The sequence below is a fragment of the Modestobacter excelsi genome (assembly GCF_005930495.1).
GTDB classification, from domain to species: Bacteria; Actinomycetota; Actinomycetes; order Mycobacteriales; family Geodermatophilaceae; genus Modestobacter; species Modestobacter excelsi.
Window position 1 is genome coordinate 14,572 of the sequence record NZ_SJEX01000041.1, and the last position, 19,274, is coordinate 33,845.

21 protein-coding genes are annotated in these 19,274 nt (G+C 75.4%); 13 read left to right on the top strand and 8 right to left on the bottom strand.

What is annotated here, in order from left to right; genetic code table 11:
- Positions 1 to 29: 29 nt before the first annotated feature.
- Entirely contained in the window at positions 30 to 1,112 is a 1,083-nt protein-coding gene (locus FHL80_RS14235) for a CapA family protein (RefSeq protein ID WP_138734054.1), read from the top strand.
- A 56-nt stretch (positions 1,113 to 1,168) separates the two neighbouring features.
- Here FHL80_RS14235 and FHL80_RS14240 read toward each other — a convergent pair whose 3' ends face one another.
- Positions 1,169 to 2,131 (bottom strand): NADPH:quinone oxidoreductase family protein, encoded by a 963-nt coding sequence (locus FHL80_RS14240; RefSeq protein WP_138734055.1) that lies wholly within the window; start codon positions 2,129 to 2,131, stop codon positions 1,169 to 1,171.
- Positions 2,132 to 2,287: 156 nt separating this feature from the next.
- Between FHL80_RS14240 and FHL80_RS14245 the strand changes: the two genes are divergently transcribed.
- Complete coding sequence (locus tag FHL80_RS14245; protein WP_138734056.1) at positions 2,288 to 3,127, top strand: hypothetical protein; 840 nt, start codon at positions 2,288 to 2,290, stop codon at positions 3,125 to 3,127.
- A gap of 15 nt (positions 3,128 to 3,142) precedes the next feature.
- On the opposite strand, the gene FHL80_RS14250 is transcribed toward FHL80_RS14245, so the two are convergent.
- The 3 genes from FHL80_RS14250 to FHL80_RS14260 all read right to left on the bottom strand — a co-directional run bounded on the left by FHL80_RS14250 (position 3,143) and on the right by FHL80_RS14260 (position 5,434).
- Positions 3,143 to 4,234 (bottom strand): SDR family oxidoreductase, encoded by a 1,092-nt coding sequence (locus tag FHL80_RS14250; RefSeq protein ID WP_216870727.1) that lies wholly within the window; start codon positions 4,232 to 4,234, stop codon positions 3,143 to 3,145.
- Between the two features lie 468 nt (positions 4,235 to 4,702).
- Complete coding sequence (locus tag FHL80_RS14255) at positions 4,703 to 5,053, bottom strand: TFIIB-type zinc ribbon-containing protein (protein ID WP_138734057.1); 351 nt, start codon at positions 5,051 to 5,053, stop codon at positions 4,703 to 4,705.
- 45 nt (positions 5,054 to 5,098) lie between these two features.
- A complete protein-coding gene (locus tag FHL80_RS14260) occupies positions 5,099 to 5,434 on the bottom strand; it encodes a hypothetical protein (RefSeq protein WP_138734058.1) in 336 nt (111 codons plus the stop codon).
- Positions 5,435 to 5,537: 103 nt separating this feature from the next.
- Between FHL80_RS14260 and FHL80_RS14265 the strand changes: the two genes are divergently transcribed.
- Positions 5,538 to 6,629 (top strand): DUF3616 domain-containing protein, encoded by a 1,092-nt coding sequence (locus FHL80_RS14265; RefSeq protein WP_138734059.1) that lies wholly within the window; start codon positions 5,538 to 5,540, stop codon positions 6,627 to 6,629.
- A 1-nt stretch (position 6,630) separates the two neighbouring features.
- Here the strand turns inward: FHL80_RS14265 and FHL80_RS14270 are convergent, their stop codons facing one another.
- Complete coding sequence (locus FHL80_RS14270) at positions 6,631 to 7,545, bottom strand: hypothetical protein (protein WP_246078679.1); 915 nt, start codon at positions 7,543 to 7,545, stop codon at positions 6,631 to 6,633.
- Between the two features lie 153 nt (positions 7,546 to 7,698).
- Positions 7,699 to 7,884, bottom strand: coding sequence for a hypothetical protein (locus FHL80_RS14275; RefSeq protein ID WP_216870728.1), 186 nt, complete (start codon positions 7,882 to 7,884; stop codon positions 7,699 to 7,701).
- 214 nt (positions 7,885 to 8,098) lie between these two features.
- Here FHL80_RS14275 and FHL80_RS14280 point away from each other — a divergent pair, with 214 nt between their 5' ends.
- Positions 8,099 to 9,274 carry an acyl-CoA dehydrogenase family protein gene (locus FHL80_RS14280; RefSeq protein ID WP_138734060.1) on the top strand — a complete coding sequence of 392 codons (1,176 nt, stop codon included), beginning with the start codon at positions 8,099 to 8,101 and terminating at the stop codon, positions 9,272 to 9,274.
- Positions 9,275 to 9,281: 7 nt separating this feature from the next.
- A complete protein-coding gene (locus tag FHL80_RS14285; RefSeq protein ID WP_138734061.1) occupies positions 9,282 to 10,433 on the top strand; it encodes an acyl-CoA dehydrogenase family protein in 1,152 nt (383 codons plus the stop codon).
- A gap of 76 nt (positions 10,434 to 10,509) precedes the next feature.
- Here the strand turns inward: FHL80_RS14285 and FHL80_RS14290 are convergent, their stop codons facing one another.
- The gene (locus FHL80_RS14290) at positions 10,510 to 11,199 is read right to left on the bottom strand and encodes a TIGR04222 domain-containing membrane protein (RefSeq protein WP_216870729.1); all 690 of its coding nucleotides are present in this window, start codon (positions 11,197 to 11,199) and stop codon (positions 10,510 to 10,512) included.
- Between the two features lie 118 nt (positions 11,200 to 11,317).
- On the opposite strand from FHL80_RS14290, the gene FHL80_RS14295 reads away from it, so the two are divergent.
- From FHL80_RS14295 to FHL80_RS14330, 8 genes are all read left to right on the top strand, one after another.
- On the top strand, positions 11,318 to 12,241 hold the full coding sequence (locus tag FHL80_RS14295) for a helix-turn-helix domain-containing protein (RefSeq protein ID WP_246078680.1): 924 nt from the start codon (positions 11,318 to 11,320) through the stop codon (positions 12,239 to 12,241).
- A 43-nt stretch (positions 12,242 to 12,284) separates the two neighbouring features.
- The gene (locus tag FHL80_RS14300) at positions 12,285 to 13,427 is read left to right on the top strand and encodes an LLM class flavin-dependent oxidoreductase (RefSeq protein ID WP_138734063.1); all 1,143 of its coding nucleotides are present in this window, start codon (positions 12,285 to 12,287) and stop codon (positions 13,425 to 13,427) included.
- Positions 13,424 to 14,041, top strand: coding sequence for an FMN reductase (locus FHL80_RS14305; RefSeq protein ID WP_138734064.1), 618 nt, complete (start codon positions 13,424 to 13,426; stop codon positions 14,039 to 14,041). The genes FHL80_RS14300 and FHL80_RS14305 overlap by 4 nt, the downstream gene beginning before the upstream one ends.
- 23 nt (positions 14,042 to 14,064) lie before the next feature.
- On the top strand, positions 14,065 to 14,928 hold the full coding sequence (locus FHL80_RS14310; protein ID WP_138734065.1) for an alpha/beta fold hydrolase: 864 nt from the start codon (positions 14,065 to 14,067) through the stop codon (positions 14,926 to 14,928).
- Positions 14,929 to 15,003: 75 nt separating this feature from the next.
- Complete coding sequence (locus tag FHL80_RS14315; protein WP_216870730.1) at positions 15,004 to 15,480, top strand: cupredoxin domain-containing protein; 477 nt, start codon at positions 15,004 to 15,006, stop codon at positions 15,478 to 15,480.
- A gap of 465 nt (positions 15,481 to 15,945) precedes the next feature.
- Positions 15,946 to 16,455, top strand: a complete 510-nt coding sequence (locus FHL80_RS14320; RefSeq protein ID WP_138734067.1) for a sigma-70 family RNA polymerase sigma factor — start codon at positions 15,946 to 15,948, stop codon at positions 16,453 to 16,455.
- Positions 16,452 to 17,123: an anti-sigma factor family protein gene (locus FHL80_RS14325; RefSeq protein WP_138734068.1), complete on the top strand. Its 672-nt coding sequence runs from the start codon at positions 16,452 to 16,454 to the stop codon at positions 17,121 to 17,123. Before FHL80_RS14320 ends, FHL80_RS14325 begins: the two co-directional genes overlap by 4 nt.
- A gap of 40 nt (positions 17,124 to 17,163) precedes the next feature.
- The gene (locus FHL80_RS14330; RefSeq protein WP_246078681.1) at positions 17,164 to 18,057 is read left to right on the top strand and encodes a maleylpyruvate isomerase family mycothiol-dependent enzyme; all 894 of its coding nucleotides are present in this window, start codon (positions 17,164 to 17,166) and stop codon (positions 18,055 to 18,057) included.
- Between the two features lie 39 nt (positions 18,058 to 18,096).
- Here FHL80_RS14330 and FHL80_RS14335 read toward each other — a convergent pair whose 3' ends face one another.
- Positions 18,097 to 19,236 carry a serine hydrolase domain-containing protein gene (locus FHL80_RS14335; protein WP_138734069.1) on the bottom strand — a complete coding sequence of 380 codons (1,140 nt, stop codon included), beginning with the start codon at positions 19,234 to 19,236 and terminating at the stop codon, positions 18,097 to 18,099.
- Positions 19,237 to 19,274: the final 38 nt, after the last annotated feature.

Sequence of the window (19,274 nt, forward strand, 5' to 3'; positions counted from 1 at the left end):
ACGCCGCCCGGTCGGCTACGTTCCTGGAGATGGCGCGTCGCCTCGTCTGCCTCCTCGCCGTCCTGGTCGTCACGGGGTGCTCCGCGACGCCGGAGCCCGGGTCGGCTGCGGGTGGGTCCACGACGAGTGGGCCCCCGCCGCGCACGTCCGCTCCGGCGCCCGTCAGCACCTCGCCGGCGCAGGGCCCGGTCACGTTGAGCTTCGCCGGGGACGTGCACACCGCCGGACGGCTCACCGAGCGCTTCCAGCAGCCGGAGACCGCCCTGCTCCCGGTGGCTCCCCTGCTGGCGGGCGCCGATCTCACCGTCGTCAACCTCGAGACCGCCGTGACCGACCGCGGCACCGCCGAGGACAAGTCCTTCACCTTCCGGGCGCCGCCGTCGGTGTTCGACGCCCTGCGGGTGGCCGGCGTCGACGTCGTGAGCATGGCCAACAACCACGGTGTCGACTTCGGACCGGTCGGGCTCGACGACAGCCTGGACGCCGCCCGGCAGCGGGGCTTCCCCGTGGTCGGGCTGGGCGCCGACGACACCGCCGCCTTCGCGCCGTACCTGGTGACGCTGCGGGGCGAGCGCATCGCGGTGCTGGCGGCGGACCAGGTCGCCGACTCCACCGTGCGGCGGTACTCGGCCGGGCCCGGCCAGGGCGGCGTGGCCTCGGCGTTCGACACCGACCGGCTGCTGCAGGCCGTCGCATCGGCACGGCAGCAGGCCGACACGGTGGTGGTCTACCTGCACTGGGGGCAGGAGGAGCAGAGCTGCCCCACGGCGCTGCAGCGCGACCTCGCCCGGCAGTTGTCCCAGGCCGGTGCGGACATCGTCGTGGGAACGCACGCGCACCAGCTGCAGGGAGCCGGTTGGCTCGGCCGGACCTACGTCGCCTACGGACTCGGCAACTTCGTCTGGTGGCGCTCGCTGTCGGAGGTCTCGGTCGAGACCGGCGTCCTCGACCTCACCGTCGACGACGGGCAGGTCCTCTCGGTCGACTTCCTACCGGCACGGATCGACGGCACGGGCATCCCGCAGCCCCGCGTGGGTCCCGACGGCGCGCGGGCCGAGGCCGACTTCGCCGCGCTGCGCGCCTGCGCGGGACTCAGCGACTCACCCGGCTGACCCGGCAGCCGGTCGCGCCGGTCCGGACAGCTGCCCGTCCGAGCCCGGGCCGCCGGTCAGCGCGTCCGGATGAGCACCCTGCCGAGAGCCCGGCGTTCCTGCAGCTCGCGGAGGGCCGCGGCGGCGTCCGCGAGAGCGAAGACCGAGCCGATCGGCGGGTCGATCGCGCCGGACTCGACCAGCGGCAGCAGGTCGCGCCACTGCCGGGCGGGATGATCGGGTTCGTCGGCCCAGAACTCGGCCGAGGCCACGCCCAGCACCGACGTGTTGGTCAGCAGCAGCCGGTTGACCGTGACGGTGGGGATCTCACCGCCGGTGAAGCCGAGCACGAGCAACCGTCCCTCCCGGGCCAGCGAGCGCAGGGAGTCGGTGAACCGGTCCCCGCCGACCGGGTCCACGACCACGTCCACGCCCCGGCCCCGGGTGAGCCGGCGCACCTCGTCGCGGAAGCCGTCGACCGGCACGACGTCGTGGGCTCCGGCGGCCCTGGCGACCTCGCCCTTCTCCGGTGTGGACACGACCGCGACGACCCGCGCGCCGTAGGCCGCGGCCAGCTGGCAGGCGGCGGTGCCCAGGCCCCCGGCGGCGCCGTGCACCAGGACGACCTGGTCCTCCGTCAGCTGCGCGCGGCGGGTCAGCGCGAAGTGCGCCGTCAGGTAGTTCAGCGGCAGTGCGGCAGCCTTGTCCAACGGCAGGCCGTCGGGCAGCGGGAACACCATGTGCGCGTCGACCGCGACGCTCCCGGCGAAGCCGCCGGTGATCGGCATGGCCGCCACCCGATCACCGGCGCGGAAGCCCCCAGCATCCGCCCGCACCACCCCGGACACCTCCCAGCCGGGGATGAACGGCACGTCGGGACGCCGCTGGTACAGGCCGCGGGTCTGCAGCACGTCCGGGAAGGTGACACCGGCGTACTCGACGTCGATGAGCACCTGGTGGGACCCGGGCACGGGCTCCGGCCCCTCCTGGAGCTCCACGGCATCCGGCCCGGTGAGCGCGGTGATCACTGCAGCACGCATGACCCACGCTAGAGCGACCAGCAGGGTGCCCACCAGCTCGAGGCCCCGGCCGGGGACGGGCTGCGCCTCCGTCAGCTCGCTGGGCGTCCAGGCGCTGCAGCAGGTCGTCTGCGCCGACGGGTCACACGTCGTGCAGGGTCCGCCGATGCTCAGCTGGTGAGCGATCCCGACCCCGACGCCGGCCCCACGGCGGCGGCGACGCCCCCGCCGTCCCGCCGCGGCGTCCTGCTGCCCTCGCTCGACCGTGCCGTCGCCGTGCCGCTGGTCCAGGCCCTCGGGCACCACGGCTGGCTGGTGCCCTGGTCCGCCGGTGGCGTGGTGTTCGTCGCCGACGTCCCGGCCGCCGTGGCGCTGGCCAGCGCCGCCAGCCACGAGGTCGCCGGCCAGGTGGCCGTCGTGCTGTGGGCGGACCCCGGTGCGCCGGTCGATCCGGCACTCGAGGGCGTAGGACCGGAGGACCCGGTGGCGGGGCTCGTCGTCGTCCGCCGCGGTCACGTGCTCACGTCGCACAGCTGGGATCCCGACGGGGCCGTGGAGGTCGGGAACGCGGCCGTCCTCGCCGCCGCCGTCGACCAGCCGGACCTCGAGGTGGGCGCGCGTGCCCTCCTCCGGCGTCCTTCCCCCGTCCCGCAGGCGGCGCTCGCCGAGCTCGCGGACCTGCTCGGCCTGCCACCGGCCGCCCTCGCGCTGCTGCGAGCTCCGGCGCTGCCGCCGGCCACCGAGCACGTCCCCGCGCTGACCGGGCGCCGCCGCCTCCGCGCGTTCGGGTCAGCGGTGGCCACCCGACCGGAGCCGACATGGGCGGCCTCCCTGCGGCGATGGCAGTTCCTGCTCCCGGCAGGTGTCGCGACCTGGTTCACGGTCCGCGCCACGGCTGCCGCCCTCGCGGGGAACGCACCGGACGACGCCCGGGGCTACGGCGCGCTGGCGCTCGTCGGCACGGGAGCTGCCCTCTGGCGCGCGCGCCGGGACCGGCGGGACCGGGACGCCGCCTGATCGAGCGGCCCGCGCTCACCTCAGCGGCGGGACCACCTTCCGCGCGGCGAGCCGGTCGAACAGCTCCAGGAACCGGTCCTCGGTGTCCAGGCAGTCGGCGAACCCGGCCTGCCGCAGCTTGATCGTCGAGCTCACGTTGTCGAAGCCCGAGGTGAAGATGAACTCGCCGAACCCCCAGCCGACGAGGTCCTCGTAGGGCGTGGGCACCAGGTCGTGCCGGGCGACCAGCCGTTCCCAGACGTCGCGGCGGTCGGCCATCGCCTCGGCCAGCGGCACCGGCTGCGGCTCCGCGCTCGCCATGCCCAGGTGCCGGGCGAAGGCGGGGAACAGGTGCCGCCAGCGCAGCTGGTCGCCGTTGGTCACGTTGTAGACCTCACCGTCGGCCACCAGCGCCTGACCGGCCCACACCGTCGCTCGCGCCAGCAGCTCGGCGTCGGTGACCTGGTACAGCGCGTCGTAGGCGGCGAGGCTGCCGGGGAAGCGCAGCGGCTGGCCCAGCTCCTTGCTGATGGCGGCGTAGACGGCGATGACCATGAGCAGGTTCATCGGGTTGCCGACGGCGTGACCGATGACGCCCTCCGGGCGCAGCACGGTGAGCCGGAAGCCCCGCTCGGCGGCGACCTCGCGGAGCAGGTCCTCCTGGTCGTAGTAGAAGTTCGGCTGGACGATCCGCGGGTCGGACTCCTTGGCCGGGGTGTTGAAGAACCCCATGTGCGCGCCGTAGGCCTTGCCGCCCTGGTACAGGGTGACGTGCTCCAGCGGGGCGCCGGCCGCAGCCAGCCCGTCGAGGGTGTGCCGCAGCATCCCGACGTTGACCGCCGACAGCTCGTGGGCCGTCGGCCGCTCCGCGTACGCGCCGAACACCACGTGGGTGACGTCGCCGGCCTCGGCGAGCCCGGCCCGGGCGGCATCCGGGTCGAGCAGGTCGACGGCGAGGTGCTCCCAGCCGGCCTCCCGCGGCGCCCTGCGGCTCAGCCCGCGCACCCGCCACCCGGGGGCCTTCGCGTACTCGGCGGCTGCGTGCGCGCCGATGACGCCGCCCGCTCCGGTGACCAGCACGCTGCCCTGCTCGTCCATCCCGCGGTTCTCCTCAGTCGGCCCGGACACGGGGTCTCCATGCCCGCCGACGGGGAGGCGAACCGGTCAGCGGCCGTGGCGCTCGAGGAGTTCGGCACCGATCCGGGCCAGCTCGGCCCGCACCTCGTCCGGCGCGACCACCTCGACCGCCCGCCGAGCCCGGCCAGCTGCTCGGCGACCGACCGCACCGTGTGCGCGGCGACGTGCACCTCGCGCCGGTCGTCGTCCCGGACGGCTCCGACCGAGCAGTGCCGACCGAAGACGCCCTGCAGCACCGGGACCAGCCGGGCCGGTGCCCGCACCGTCGTCGTGACCGTGCAGCGCCGGCCCGCCAGCTCGGTCACCACCTCGTCCCAGGCGGCGGCAAGCTGCAGACCGGCCGGCCGGTCGGCGGGTGCGTCGGTGAGCTCGGCGGCCAGCACCCGGTCGACGCACCACCGCGCGCTGCGCGCCCGCCGGACGGCCGCCGCGGCCGGCTGGGCAGCCGGCCGCCGGGGCTCAGCCGAAGAGCTCGCTGATCAGCGACTTCTGCTTCTTCGGCCTCTGCTGGTGACCGTGCGAGCTGGAGCTGCTGCTGCGCACCTGCCCGAGCACCTCGCTCACCACGGAGCCCAGCGACGCAGCGGGCTGCTGGAGCCCCGGCTGCTGGTGGGAGGGCTGGAGGGTCGACTGCTGCGGAGCGGGCTGAGCGGCCGGGCCGCCGTGCCAGGCGTTCTCCGCGTCGACCAGCCGCTCGAGCTCACCGCGGTCGAGGAAGATGCCGCGGCACTCGGTGCACTGGTCGACGTGGACGCCGTTGCGCTCGTAGGTGCGCATCGTCCCCTGACACTTCGGGCAGACCAGGTCCATGTGCAGGGAACGGGGCCGGCCGGCCGACGGTTCCCGCCGGCCCGGTCAGCCCGACGTCCTCCGGCGGCGCCGCGAGTGGCCCTCCGGCGGCGCCAGCCGGAACGCGAGCTCCTCCGTGCTCGGTGGGACCGGCCGTGGTCTCGGAGGGGCCGCACGGAGGTGCTCCGGCCGCGGCCGCGCCGCCTCGTCGCAGAGCTCCCGCGACCGGGACTGCGCCAGGTAGAGCGCGATGTCACCGGGTGTCGCGCGCGACCCGCGGGCGGCCACGTCGTGCCGCGCCTCCCACTCGCAGATGGCCTTCTCCTCCGCCGTCATCTCGGGGACGGCGCGGGCCGGGCGGCCGGCTCGGCCCGACGGGTCAGGGGTCACGGAACTCGTCATGGCACGGTCCCTCCGGGGAGCAGGTGTGCCCCTCCATGGTCACCCCGCGGGCCCTCGGACGGAAGTGCCGACGGGACGGCAGCCCCGTGCCAGGGTGGTCGGCGTGAGCATCGAACGCACCGTGCGGTTGTCCTTCTCGGCCGGGGCGCGGGCCTCGGGGACGCACACCAACCTCTCCGCCGTCCGCAGCGACGGGCCGGTGCTCTGGGTCGCCGGTGACGAGACCGCGACGATCGAGCGGCTGGTCGCCGACGACCCCGACCGGCCGGAGGTGTACGCCGACCAGGTGAGCACCCGGCTCGCCGACCTGGTGCGGCTGCCCGGGGAGGACGCGGACGAGGAGGCCGACGTCGAGGGGCTGGCGCGGCACGGGCACTTCCTCTGGGCGGTCGGCTCGCACAGCCTGCGACGCCGGCGGATCAAGGCACGGCACAGCGGCGAGAAGGCGCTGCGGCGGCTGGCCCGGGTCACCGGGCAGGCCAACCGGCAGGTGCTGGTGCGGCTCCCGGTCGCCGAGGTCGACGGCCTGCCCACCCTCGTCGGTGAGCTGACCGTGGACGGCCTCGTCCACCGGGCCGCGGTGTTCGGCGCGCAGGGCCGGGACCTGCGGGACCTGCTGGCCGACGACGACCACCTGGCGCCGTTCCTGGCGATCCCCGGGAAGGACAACGGCCTGGACGTCGAGGGCATCGGGGTGGCCGGTGACCGGGTCTTCCTGGGACTGCGCGGCCCGGTGCTGCGGGGCTGGGCCGTGGTGCTGGAGCTGCGGCCCGGCCTCGATCCCGACGACCCGACCCGGCTGGAGCTGGGCGAGTTCGAGGACGGCCGCCGGTACCGCAAGCACGTGCTGCGCCTGGCCGGCCTCGGCGTCCGGGACCTCTGCCCGCACGGCGAGGACCTGCTAGTGCTGGCCGGGCCCACCATGGACCTCGACGGCCCGGTGCACGTCTTCCGGTGGCGCGGCGCGCTGACCGCCGACACGCCGCAGGTGGTGCGCGACGACCTGCTCGTCCGTGAGGTCGACCTGCCCTTCGGTGTCGGCGTCGACCACGCCGAGGGGATCGGGCTGCTCGACCCGGACCCGGCCGGCCCCCGGCTGCTGGTCGTCTACGACAGCCCGGCGCCGGAGCGGCTGCTCGGCCACGGGGTGACCGCCGACGTCGTCCGGCTGCCGGGGACGACCGGCGGACGGTGACTCAGGCGCCGGGGCCGAGGGCGGCGATGGTGGCGCGGACCTCCGCGGCGGTCACCGGTTCGACCGGCAGGTGCGCCAGCAGCGCCGGGACCTCCTCCGGCAACAGCCCCTCGGCGAGCAGCAGGTCCAGCAGCCGGTCGGCCTGGGTCAGCGGCACCGGCAGGGTCAGCCCCGAGCCGGCCAGCGCCGCCTCGGCGAGGAACAGCGCGCCCGCCAGCTCGTCGGGCCGCCCCGGCTCCGCCGGCCGGGGCGGCGGTGGCGCCGCCGCCCGGGTCACCGCCTCCGCGGCCCGGACCAGCGACAGCGGCAGCCCCTCGGCCTCCACCTCGACCAGCGGCACCTCCCCGAGCGCGGCGAGCACCAGGTGCTCGGCGTCGATGCGCAGCGGCGCCTCCCACTCCCCGACCCGGACGACCTCGACCAGGTCGCTGCCGTCCTCCCCGAGCTCGTCGAGGAGCTCCGCCCACGCGGCGGCCCGGGTGTCCCGGGCACGTTCGGCGGCGCGGACGCAGGTGTCGAGCACGAAGGGCTCGACCACCTCCCGGTCGAAGTGCTCGGCGATCAGCGAACCGTCGGGGGTGACGGCGTTGAGCACGTCCTGGAAGGTCCCCGGGCGGGCGTCGCCGAGCTCCAGCCGCCCGTCCTCCTCACCGCCCAGGGGCTGCCCGGTCGCGGCCCGGGCGCCGATGGTGAGGCCGGTGGCCACCACCCGGCCGCGCAGCCGCAGGTGGTGCGGCTGGTCGGACAGGCCGACCGCCCAGGCGCACGTCTCGGCGATCAGCTCGCCGGCGCGCTCGCGGAGCACCTCGCGGGTGAGCAGGGCCATGGGGTCGGGGCCGAAGTCGCTGCCGAGCACGCCACCACCATCCCCTGCCGCGGCCGCGCCGTCCTCCTGTCGGGGCGAGGACTGCGTCACCTGTGCACCCGGGTCGGCGTCTGGACGCTCACCCCGAGCAGGCCGCCGCGGTGAAGCAGGTGGAGGCGGCCGGGGCCACCGCGGTGCCGGTGCAGCTGGCGTACCAGGACGAGATCGGTGCGGGGAGACCCCCGCGCTGCTGGCGAGCGGGCGTCAGGCCGCGCGGCGGGTCAACGTCCCGTCCACCGCGGCCTGCATCGTGGCCCTGGCGCCGTGCTCGTGCAGGGACGCCAGCGCGACCCGGTAGACCGAGGTGAACCGGTCGTCGTCGACCAGGTCGCCGAACAGCCGGCGGTCGGCCACGAAGGCGAGCGGGTCCTCCCGCTGCCGCCGGGTCATGGGCGGACGCTGCCCGGTACCCGTACCCCGGCAGACCCCGGGCGTCCCCGGCTCAGCCCGGCCGTGCCTCCGTCCCACCTCCGGGCGGGTGCGGGCGGCTCGGTTCCGCGGTGTGACCCCCGCCGCAGACCCGGAGTTACCCGGCGGTAGCCGATGTGGGATCTTCGGGGTCCGCACGTCGAGACGGCAGAGCTGCTGTCGGGAATGAGGTCCCATGCGCTTGCACCTGTCGCCGGAGGACGAGGCCTTCCGGGACGAGATGCGCACCTTCTTCACCACCCAGGTGCCGCAGTCCATCCGGGACGCGGTCGCCGCCCACCGGGAGCTGACCAAGGAGCAGTTCGTCGAGGCCCAGCGGGTGCTCAACGCCGCCGAGCTGGCCGTGCCGCACTGGCCGGTCGAGTGGGGTGGCCGGGACTGGACGCCGCTGCAGCGCCACATCTGGCGCGAGGAGATGCAGCTGGCCGCCGTCCCTGAGCCGCTGGCGTTCAACGCCAGCATGATCGGCCCGGTCATCGCGACCTTCGGCTCGCAGGAGCAGAAGGAGCGCTTCCTGCCGGCCACGGCCAACCTCGACATCTGGTGGTGCCAGGGCTTCTCCGAGCCCGACGCCGGCTCCGACCTGGCCTCGCTGCGCACCACCGCCGTCCGGGACGGCGACGACTGGGTGGTCAACGGCCAGAAGACCTGGACGACGCTGGGTCAGCACGCCGACTGGATCTTCTGCCTGGTGCGCACCGACCCGACCGCCGACAAGCGCCAGCGCGGCATCTCGCTGCTGCTGTTCCCGATGGACTCCCCCGGCGTGACGCTGCGGCCGATCGAGCTGCTCGACGGCGGCTTCGAGGTCAACGAGGTCTTCTTCGAAGACGTCCGGGTGCCCTCGGAGAACCTCGTCGGTGAGGAGAACCACGGCTGGGACTACGCCAAGTTCCTGCTCGGCAACGAGCGCGTCGGCATCGCCCGGATCGGGTCCACCAAGCGGATGCTCACCGACGCCAAGGAGCACGCCCGCGGGATCACCGTCAACGGCGCCCCGCTGTCGGAGGACCCCTACCTGCGGGCCCGGATCGCCGAGATCGAGAACGAGCTGCTGGCGCTGGAGCTCACCGCGCTGCGGGTGGTCGCCAACTCCGCCGGGGGCAAGCCGCACCCGGCGTCCTCGGTGCTGAAGCTGCGCGGCTCGGAGCTCCAGCAGGCCGCCACCGAGCTGCTGGTCGACATCGCCGGCCCGCTGTCGGTCGCCTCGTTCGCCGGGGAGGACTCCGACGTCCCCGAGTGGGCGCAGGCGGCCACCCCGTCCTACCTGAACTACCGGAAGGTCTCCATCTACGGGGGCTCGAACGAAGTGCAGCGCACCATCATCGCCGGCTCGATCCTGGGGTTGTGAGGTCACCGTGGAGTTCAGCTACGACGACGAGCAGAACGGTCTCCGCGAGGCCGTGAGCGGACTGCTCGCCCGCGCCTACGCGGACAGCGAGCAGCGCCGGGCGGTGGTCGCCACCGACCCCGGCTTCGACGAGAAGACCTGGAGCCGGCTGGCCGAGATGGGCGTCCTCGGGCTGCCCTTCGCCGAGTCCGACGGCGGCATGGGCGCCGGCCCGGTGGAGGTGTCCGTCGTCGCCGAGGAGATCGGCCGGGTGCTGGCACCCGAGCCGTTCGTGGAGGCCGTCGTCCTGGCCGGTGGGCTGGTGTCGGACCTCGGCACCGACGCCCAGCGCGCCGAGGTGCTCGGGGCGCTCGCCGAGGGCTCGCTGGTACCGGCGTTCGCGCACGCCGAGACCGGCACCCGGTGGGAGCCGTCGGCCCGGTCGGTCACCGCGACCGCTGACGGCGGTTCCTGGCGGCTGACGGGGGTCAAGGAGCCGGTGCCGCACGGTGCCCGGGCCGACGTCCTGGTGGTCAGCGCCCAGTTGTCCGACCACGGAGCGTCCGGGGCGACGCGGCTGTTCCTGGTGCAGGGCGACGCCGAGGGGCTGACCCGCACCGCGCACCGCAACCACGACGGCACCCGCTCGGCGAAGGTCGAGTTCGCCGGCACCCCCGCCGCACCGCTCGGTGAGGGCACCGGCGACCAGACCGCCGCCATCGAGAAGGCGCTGGCCCGGGCCCGGGTGGCCTACGGCCACGAGGCGCTCGGCGCGATGGAGACGGCGCTGACCACGACCGCGGAGTACCTGCGGACCCGCAAGCAGTTCGGGGTCACGCTGAACAAGTTCCAGGCGCTGACCTTCCGTGCCGCGGACATGTACGTCTCGCTGGAGCTGGCCCGGAGCACCGTCATGTGGGCGACGCTCGTGGTCGACGCCGACGGCGACGTCGTCGCGGCCGCCGACCGGGTCCGGCTGCAGACCAGCCGGGCGTCGCGGCACATCGGCAAGGAGGCGATCCAGCTGCACGGCGGGATCGGCGTGACCGCCGAGTACTCGGTCGGCCACTACACCAGCCGGCTGACCGCGATCGACCACCTGCTCGGCGACGGCGACTGGGCGCTGGCCCGGCTCGCGGCCACCGTCGACCAGCACGAGACGGTCGACCCGCTCGGCTGACGAAGGACCCCGCTGCCCCCCACGCCTCGCACGCCCGGCGCGGGCCCTGCAGCGGGGCCTGAGCGGCGGAGGCTGTTCAGCAGCCTCCGCCGCCACCGTCCCCACCGCCGCAGCCGCCGCCGTCACCGCCGCCGAAGCCGCCGCCGAAGCCGCCGCCACCGCCGTCCCCGCCCCAGCCGCCGAGACCGAAGCTCCCGTAGGCCCAGCTCTGGCGCCCGTTGGCCTCGATGGCGGCCTGGGAGTAGCGGTCGGGACGCCGTGCCGTCCCCGGCGCCCACGACACCGCGCCGAAGACGGACTCGTACAGCGTCCGGTCGGCCATCCGCTCGGGCCCGCCGAGGGCGACCTCGGCGGCGCCGACCGGTGAGGCCGCGCGCCACTCCTCCAGCACCCGGCGGCCCGCGGCCGTGCGCAGGTGCGCCGGCCAGCTGCTGGACAGCCCGGCCAGCGGGTTGCGGCGGAGCAGCCCAGCGGCCACCAGCCGGTCGGCCACCCCGGTCAGCCGGGGGTCCTCCTGGGCCCGCAGCCGCATCGAGGCGATCGAGCGCCGTGGCCTCCGCCCGGCGAGGTCGAGGACGGCGCTCTCCACCGGCCGACCGGGGGTGCTCCCCGTCGCGTGCAGCCGTCCCGAGTCGTCGACCCGCAGCCGACCCTGCTGGAGCAGGGAGACCACGGCGGTGTCCACCACCCGGGGCAGGCCACCGGCCAGCTGGGCGACGTCGTAGACGTCGCCGGTGGGGAGCAGGGGTGAGCGGGTTCCGGTCATCGCTTCCGTCCTTCGGTCGGAGGGCAGTGCGTCCGCGGCCGCGTGAGCACAAGGTCGCATGCCGCAACTGGTAGCGAAAGATGGCTTGCAACATTGCACGCGGCCTAGGCTGGTCGACATGGTGGACACCCCGTCGGTCCGCGAACGCCGTTTGGCCCAGGAACTGCGCCTGCTGCGTGCGGCCGCTGAACTGCACGGCAAGGACGTCGCCGCCTCGCTGGGCTGGTCGCCGTCGAAGGTCTCCCGGATCGAGAACGGCCGGACCGGCATCACCGAGGCCGATCTCGAGCGCCTGGTGGAGCTGTACCGGGTGCCCGAGGTGCAGGCGACCTTCCTCCGTCGGCTCGCTCCGGCCGCGCGGCCGCGCGGCTGGTGGGACGCCTACGCCGACGGGCTGTCCGACAAGTTCGCCAACCTGATCCGGCTGGAGGCCGGCTCGAGGGCGTTGCGCTGCTTTGCAGCGGTGGTGCCGCACGCGCTCGTGCAGGCGCCCGAATACCTCCGGGAGCTCATCCACTCGACGTGGGAGCAGCCCTCGTCCGCCGAGGTCGAGCGCCGGATGCTGGTCAGCCGCCGACGGCAGGAGCTCCTCGACCACCAGCGCCACGGCGGCGGACTGCAGCTGTCGATGGTGGTCGACGAGTCGGTGCTGATGCGCACCGTCGTCCCGGGGGACCCGGACCGGGACACCGACGTCCGGCGGGAACAGCTGGAGCGCCTCGCCGCGGTCGCGGCCCAGCCCAACGTCACCGTGCAGGTCCTGCCCCTGGCGGCCGGGCTGCCGCCGGTCACCTCCGGCTCCTTCTCGGTGCTCGAGTCGCAGGCGACCGGGGCGCCGGACGTCGTCTACCTGGAGAACAAGACCCGGGTGTTCTTCATCGACTCGGAGGCCGAGGTGCACCGCTACACCCGCGCGCTCGACCTGCTGGGTGAGATGGCACTGCCACCACAGGAGTCCCTGACCCTGCTGACCGAGCGGCTGCGCTCCCTCGGCGGGAGCCGGGAACAAGTGCGGCCCCCGACCGGTTCCACCGGCCAGTAGTTGCACTCTCAACCAGTGCGGCTCAGACCAGAGGGAGCACGAGATGCAGTTCGGGATCTTCACCGTCGGCGACGTCACGCCCGACCCGACGACCGGTCGCACCCCGACCGAGGCGGAGCGGCTGAAGTCGCTGGTCACGATCGCGCTCAAGGCCGAGGAGGTCGGGCTCGACGTCTTCGCGCAGGGCCAGCACCACAACCCGCCGTTCGTCGTCTCCTCCCCCACCACGACGCTGGGCTACATCGCCGCCAGGACCGAGAAGCTCGTGCTGTCGACGTCCACGACGCTGATCACCACCACCGACCCGGTGAAGATCGCCGAGGACTTCGCCACGCTGCAGCACGTGGCCGACGGCCGCGTGGACCTGATGATGGGCCGCGGCAACACCGGTCCGGTCTACCCGTGGTTCGGCAAGGACATCCGCGACGGCATCCCGCTGGCCGTGGAGAACTACCAGCTGCTGCGCCGGCTGTGGCGCGAGGACGTCGTGGACTGGTCCGGCCAGTTCCGGACCCCGCTGCAGGGCTTCACCTCCACGCCCCGCCCGCTCGACGGCGTCCCGCCGTTCGTCTGGCACGGCTCGATCCGCAGCCCGCAGATCGCCGAGCAGGCCGCCTACTACGGTGACGGCTTCTTCCACAACCACATCTTCTGGCCGGCGTCCCACACCCAGCAGATGGTCGAGTTCTACCGCCGCCGCTTCGAGCACTACGGCCACGGCAGCGCCGACCAGGCTATCGTCGGCCTCGGCGGCCAGGTGTTCATGCGCAAGAACAGCCAGGACGCGGTGGAGGAGTTCCGCCCCTACTTCGACGTCGCCCCGGTCTACGGCCACGGCCCGTCCCTGGAGGAGTTCACCTCCCAGACGCCGCTGACGGTCGGCAGCCCGCAGCAGGTCATCGAGCGCACGCTCGGGTTCCGCGACTACGTCGGTGACTACCAGCGCCAGCTGTTCCTCATGGACCACGCCGGCCTGCCGCTGAAGACCGTGCTCGAGCAGCTGGACATCCTCGGCGAGGAGGTCGTGCCCGTCCTGCGCCGCGAGTTCGCCGCGCTCAAGCCGGCGCACGTCCCGGACGCGCCGACGCACGCCTCCCTGGTCGCCGCCGCCGGCGGCGGGCACGACACGACCGTGCACGCGGTCGACGACGTCACCGGCCGGACCGTCGAGTCGGCGACCCGATGACGACCCGGACGATCGCCGTGGTCAGCGCCGGGTTGAGCAACCCCAGCTCGACCCGGCTGCTGGCCGACCGGCTGGCCACCGCGACGGTCGAGGCGCTGCGCGCCCGCGGGGACGACGCCACCGTCGAGGTGGTGGAGCTCCGCGAGCACGCCCGCGACCTGGCCGACCACCTGACCAGCGGGTTCGCCAACAAGTCCCTGCAGGCCGCCATCGACACGGTGGTCGGCGCCGACGCGGTGATCGCGGTGACCCCGGTGTTCTCCGCGTCCTACAGCGGCCTGTTCAAGACCTTCTTCGACGTCGTGGACAAGGACGCGCTGATCGGCACCCCGGTGCTGCTCGGCGCCACCGCCGGGACGGCGCGGCACTCGCTGGTCGTGGAGTACGCGATGCGGCCGCTGTTCGCCTACCTGCGCGCGGTGCCGGTGCCCACCGGCGTCTTCGCGGCCAGCGAGGACTGGGCCGGCGGCGGGGACACCGCGCTCGTCGGCCGGGTCGAGCGGGCCGCCGGCGAGCTCGCCGACGTCCTGCTCGGCCGGCCGGCCGGCACCCGACCGGCCGACCCGTTCGCCGACCCGACGACCTCCTTCGAGGAGCTGCTCAAGGGCTCCTGAGCCCGTCGGGCAGGATCCCGGGCATGTCCATCCCGTCGTGGTTCGCCGCCGCCCTCGCCTCCGAGCCCGAGCACCGGGACGTCGTCGTCGCCGGTGCCCGGATCGCCTCCCGGATCTGGGGGCCGGTCGGCGCCCCCGGTGTGGTGCTGGTGCACGGCGGCGCGGCCCACTCCGGGTGGTGGGACCACGTCGCGCCGCTGCTCACCGGCCACCGGGTGGCGGCGCTGGACCTCACCGGCCACGGGGGCAGCGACCGGCGGGACACCTACGACCCGCACCTGTGGGCGCGCGAGGTGGTCGCCGTCGCCGCCGCGGCCGAGCTCGACCGGCCGGTGGTCGTCGGGCACAGCATGGGCGGCTGGGTCGCCGTCACCGTCGCCGCCGAGCACGCCGCGGACGTCTCCTCGGTCGTGGTCGTCGACTCCCCGCTCAACGACCAGCCGCCGGACGAGCAGCGGCTGCGCGAGCGCCGCCGGCCGCACCGGGTGTACCCCACCGCCGAGGAGGCGGTCGCCCGGTTCCGCACCCTGCCCCCGCAGGACGTCGTCCTGCCCTACGTCCGCGACCACGTGGCCCGGGGGTCGCTGCGCGCCGTCGACGGCGGCTGGACCTGGGCCTTCGACCCGGACTTCTTCGGCACCCGGCTGCGGCTGCGCGACCTGCTGCCCCGCGTGGGCACCCCGCTGACCCTGCTGCGCTGCGAGCACGGGCTGGTGTCCGCGGCGATGGCCACGGAGATGGCCGGGCTGGTCCGCGGCGGGATGCCGGTCGTGGAGCTGCCCGACGCCGGGCACCACCCGATGCTCGACCAGCCGCTGGCCCTGGTCGCCGTGCTGCGCACGCTGCTCGCCAGCTGGCCGCCCGCCGGGGGGCCCGCCGCACGGTGATCCGCCGGACGGTGAACCACCCGGCCCGGGGATCCGTACCACCAGGAGGAAGCCGTCCACCCCCTGGAGGACACCGTGCGCCGTCCATCCCCCCGCCGGCTGGCCGCCGGGCTGAGCGTCGCCCTGGCGGCGTTCGCGCTCACCGCCTGCGGCAGCGACCCGAGCAGCGACACCAGCAGCGACGCCGGCAGCCACGCCGACCACCAGGACGCGGCCACCACGTCGCCGGCCAGCCCGTCCGGCGGCTCGCCCAGCAGCGCGGCCGACGCCGCCGGCACCACCCTCACCGCGACCGAGGCCGACTTCTCGATCACCCTGTCCAGCGGCAGCCTCCCCGCCGGCACCTACACGGTCACCGTGCAGAACGACGGCTCGGCCACCCACTCCCTCACGATCACGGGGCCCGGCGGCGTCGACCAGACGTCGGACACGGTGCAGGGCGGGAGGTCCACGACGATGACCGTGACCGTGCAGCCGGGCGAGTACGAGGTCTTCTGCCCCATCGGCGACCACCGGGCGATGGGCATGGACACCACGCTGACGGTGACCTGAGCCGTGACCGTGCTGCGCTGGACGCTGCGCGCCGCCGGGGCCGTGCTGCTGGCCGCCGTGGCGGTCGTGCACGGTCGGCTCTGGCTCGACGGGTACCGGACGATCGACGTCATCGGCCCGCTGTTCCTCCTCGACACGGCCCTCGCCGCGTTGCTCGCCGTCGCGCTGCTGCTGACGCCCCGCCGGCACCTCGGCCTGGTGGCGCTGGCCGGCGCCGCGCTGGCGGCGGGCACGCGGGTGGGCTGCTGCTCAGCACCAGGGTCGCGCTGTTCGGCTTCCGGGAGTCCCTCGCCGCCACGGACGCGCGGCTGTCCCTCGTCCTCGAGGGGGCGGCCACCGTCGTCCTGCTGGCCCTGGCCGCGGTCTCGGCCCGGGACCGGAGGGGACGGCCGGACGCCGTGCCGCGGTCGGCCCACCGGCGAGCCGGATCACCGCACACTGCGCGGTGAGCGGCGGAGGGCGGGCATGAGGGGTCACGACGAGGCGCTGGTGACGGCGCTGTACTCGGAGCACGCGGCCGCGCTGTGGTCCTTCGTCGTCCCGCTCGTGGACGGCGACCGGGTCCGGGCGCAGGACGTCGTCCAGGAGACGATGCTGCGCGCCTGGCGCCACCCCGAGGTGCTCGACGGCGCCCGTGGCCCGGTGCGGCCCTGGTTGTGCACCGCCGCCCGGCACATCGTGGTCGACGAGTGGCGGCGGCACCGCAGCGACCGGGACGTCCCGCTGGAGCTCGGCGTGCAGGCGGCGGAGGACGACCGGACCGACGCGGTGCTCGACACCTGGATCGTCGGGGACGCCCTGACCCGGCTCAGCCCGGACCACCGGGCGGTGCTCGAGCAGTGCTACGTCCAGGGCCGCACGACCGCGGAGGCGGCGCGGGTGCTCGGCGTCCCGGAGGGCACGGTCAAGTCGCGGGCGCACTACGCGCTGCGCGCCCTGCGCCTGGCACTGCAGGAGATGGGGGTGACGGCGTGACCTCGACACCGGACCCCTTCGAGCACGAGGACGCCGCGTACGTGCTGGCCGCGCTCGGCCACGAGGACCGGAGCGCCTACGAGGAGCACCTGCAAACCTGCGCCCGGTGCACGGCGTCGGTCGCCGAGCTCGCGGCGCTGCCCGGCCTGCTCGCCCGGCTGCCCGCGCTGCCGACCGCCCCGGAGCCCCCCGAGCAGCCGCCGGACCCCCTGCTGCCGGGGCTGCTGACCCAGGTGCGCCGGCACCGGGCCCGGCGCCGCGTCCTGGGTGCCGCCGGGGCCGTCGCGGCGTCCGCCGTGCTGGTCGCCGGGACGGCGGCGGTGGTCGACCGGACCAGCACCCCCGACCCGGCCGGGGTGGCGGTGGCGATGGTCGGGAACGCGCCGGTGACCGCCGAGCTGCGGCTGGAGGACGTGGCCTGGGGCACCCGGATCACGATGAGGTGCCGGTACGACACCGCCGCGCCGCCCGGACCGTACGACCCGGTGGCCTACCAGCTGGTCGTCGTGGGGACGGCGGACGCCGGCACCCAGAGCGTCGCCCGGTGGCAGGCGCTGCCCGGCCGCGAGGCGCAGGTGGCCGGCAGCACCGATCTCCCGGTCGACGAGATCGCCGAGGTCCAGCTGCTCGACGCGGACGGCACCCTGCTGTTGCAGGGGTCTCCCTGATCCGGTGCCTGGCCGCCGCCGCCCCGGGTAGGGGTGCCCGGTGACGATCGACCACGGCATGGCCGACGCCGGGCGCGAGGTGGTGGGCGAGCTGGTCCTGGGGGCCTGGGACGCCTTCCTGGACCAGGCGGCCGCCGTCGACCTGGGGCGGGCGACCCGGCTGCCCGGCTGGCGGGCGCACGAGGTCTGCGTGCACCTGGGCGCCTGGCCGGACCGCGCGGCGCTGGCCGGCCTGGTCGCCGCCGCCCGCGCGGGCGGGACCGGGGAGCCCGCCGACCCGGACGCGTCCAACGCCCGGGTCGCCGCCGCCCACCGGGACGCCGACCGGGCCGCCGTGCTCGCCGCGCTGCGGGCCGCGCGGGAGGCGACCGAGCGCTACCTGACCGACGAGCCGGTGGAGCTGGACACCGCACCGACCGTGTCCACCGTGGGGCGGTTGCCGATGCTCAGCGTGGTGCTCGGGCAGGCCTACGAGCTCGCCGTGCACGGGCTGGACCTGGTCTCCGCCGGCGCACCACCCCCGCCCGCGCCGGTGCTGCAGTCGGGGATCGCCGCGCTCGCCGACGTCACCGGGGCGCTGGCCGCAGCTCAGGGCATCACGGCCGGCGCCGCCCTCGCCACCCCGGACGGCGGCTGGGCCTTCGCCGCCGCCGACGCCTCCGGCTGGACCGTGCGCCGGCTGGCCGCCGGGGAGGTGCCGGGCACCGCCGTGGAGGCGCCGGCCGACCTGCTGCTGGACGCCGCCTCGGGCCGGGTCAACCCCGTCGTCGCACTGGCCCGCCGCCGGCTGCGGGTGCACGAGCTGACCGGGCTGATGCAGCTCGCTCCGATCGTGCAGTCGGCGCCGGGCATCCCCGGTGGGCCCATCCTGCAGCTGGCCGCCCGGACGCTGGGTACCACCGGCGGGCTGCTGGGCCGGCTGCGCCGGGGCTGAGCTGCTGGGCCGGCTGCGCCGGGGCTGAGCTGCTGGGCCTCACACGCAGCGGTACAGCGCCCGCCAGAAGTCGGGGAGGAACGCGTCCCCCGGGGCGGTGCCGCGCTGGGTGAGCAGCACGGCCACCAGGTCCCGCCCGGGGTCGACGTACGCGGTGGTGCCGGTGCCGCCGTCCCACCCCCAGCGGCCGGGCTGGTCCCACGGCGCGGCCGGCTCGACCTGGACGCCGACCTGCATGCCCCAGGACCGCCCAGGGCCGAGGAAGTCGGCGACCTCCCGGCGTTGCGCGCCGGTCAGCGTGTCGGTGGTCATGGCCGCCACCGAGGCCGCGCCGAGCACCGGTCCGCCGCCGTCGGCCAGCGCGCAGAAGAAGGCGAGCACGTCGGGTGCGGTGGACACCAGCCCGCCGGCCAGCCCCTCGAACAGCGGCGGCCGGGCGGCCGACCCGTCGGCGGGGTCCAGCAGCCCGAACCCGCCGTCGACCAGCAGGTAGGCCGCGCCCAGCCGGGCGGGGTCGCGAGCCCAGAAGCCGGTCGACCGCAGGCCGAGCGGGCCGGTGACCCGGGTCTCGAGCAGCTCGTGCAGCGGCCGGCCGGTGGCCCGGGCCAGCAGCACGGACAGCGCGTCGGCGCTGGTGTGGTAGAGCCAGCTGGTGCCGGGCTGGGCGACCAGCGGGAGCTCGCCGAGCCGGCGGGCGAACTCGTCGTGACCGAGCTGCGGCGGCAGCGGGCCCGGGCCGATCCCGGCCGCGCCGATGGCCTGCGCGATCGGCGAGTCGTCCCAGACGCCGCCGAACCCGGGTGTGCTGCTGAGCAGGTGCCGCACCGTGATCGGGCGCTCGGCGGGGACGGTGTCGTCGAGGGCGCCGCTCCTGCTGCGCAGCACCCGCGGCTCGGCCAGCTCGGGCAGCCACCGGGCCACCGGGTCGTCGAGGCCGAGCACCCCGTCCTCGACCAGCGCCAGCGTCAGCGCACCGGCGACCGGCTTGGACACCGACGCCAGCCGGAACAGCGAGTCCGGCCGGACCGGGTCGGAGCCGCCCAGGGTCAGGCAGCCGCCGGTGTGCACCTCGACCGCACCGCGGAACCGCACGGCGGCGGCGAAGCCCGGGAGCCGGCCGTCCCGCACCCGCGCCTGCAGCATCGACCAGACGGTCACGAACCGGGACAGGTGCGACATGCCAGCCTCCTGCGGCGACGGGGTCCGCAGTGCAGACC

Coding starts and splice junctions, on each gene's coding strand:
- FHL80_RS14235 (WP_138734054.1), top strand. CDS start 30: ATGGCGCGTCGCCTCGTCTGCCTCCTCGCCGTCCTGGTCGTCACGGGG.
- FHL80_RS14320 (WP_138734067.1), top strand. CDS start 15,946: ATGAGGGGTCACGACGAGGCGCTGGTGACGGCGCTGTACTCGGAGCAC.
- FHL80_RS14255 (WP_138734057.1), bottom strand. CDS start 5,053: ATGGACCTGGTCTGCCCGAAGTGTCAGGGGACGATGCGCACCTACGAG.
- FHL80_RS14275 (WP_216870728.1), bottom strand. CDS start 7,884: ATGACCCGGCGGCAGCGGGAGGACCCGCTCGCCTTCGTGGCCGACCGC.
- FHL80_RS14290 (WP_216870729.1), bottom strand. CDS start 11,199: ATGACCGGAACCCGCTCACCCCTGCTCCCCACCGGCGACGTCTACGAC.
- FHL80_RS14300 (WP_138734063.1), top strand. CDS start 12,285: ATGCAGTTCGGGATCTTCACCGTCGGCGACGTCACGCCCGACCCGACG.
- FHL80_RS14280 (WP_138734060.1), top strand. CDS start 8,099: ATGCGCTTGCACCTGTCGCCGGAGGACGAGGCCTTCCGGGACGAGATG.
- FHL80_RS14240 (WP_138734055.1), bottom strand. CDS start 2,131: ATGCGTGCTGCAGTGATCACCGCGCTCACCGGGCCGGATGCCGTGGAG.
- FHL80_RS14305 (WP_138734064.1), top strand. CDS start 13,424: ATGACGACCCGGACGATCGCCGTGGTCAGCGCCGGGTTGAGCAACCCC.
- FHL80_RS14260 (WP_138734058.1), bottom strand. CDS start 5,434: ATGACGAGTTCCGTGACCCCTGACCCGTCGGGCCGAGCCGGCCGCCCG.
- FHL80_RS14295 (WP_246078680.1), top strand. CDS start 11,318: ATGGTGGACACCCCGTCGGTCCGCGAACGCCGTTTGGCCCAGGAACTG.
- FHL80_RS14335 (WP_138734069.1), bottom strand. CDS start 19,236: ATGTCGCACCTGTCCCGGTTCGTGACCGTCTGGTCGATGCTGCAGGCG.
- FHL80_RS14310 (WP_138734065.1), top strand. CDS start 14,065: ATGTCCATCCCGTCGTGGTTCGCCGCCGCCCTCGCCTCCGAGCCCGAG.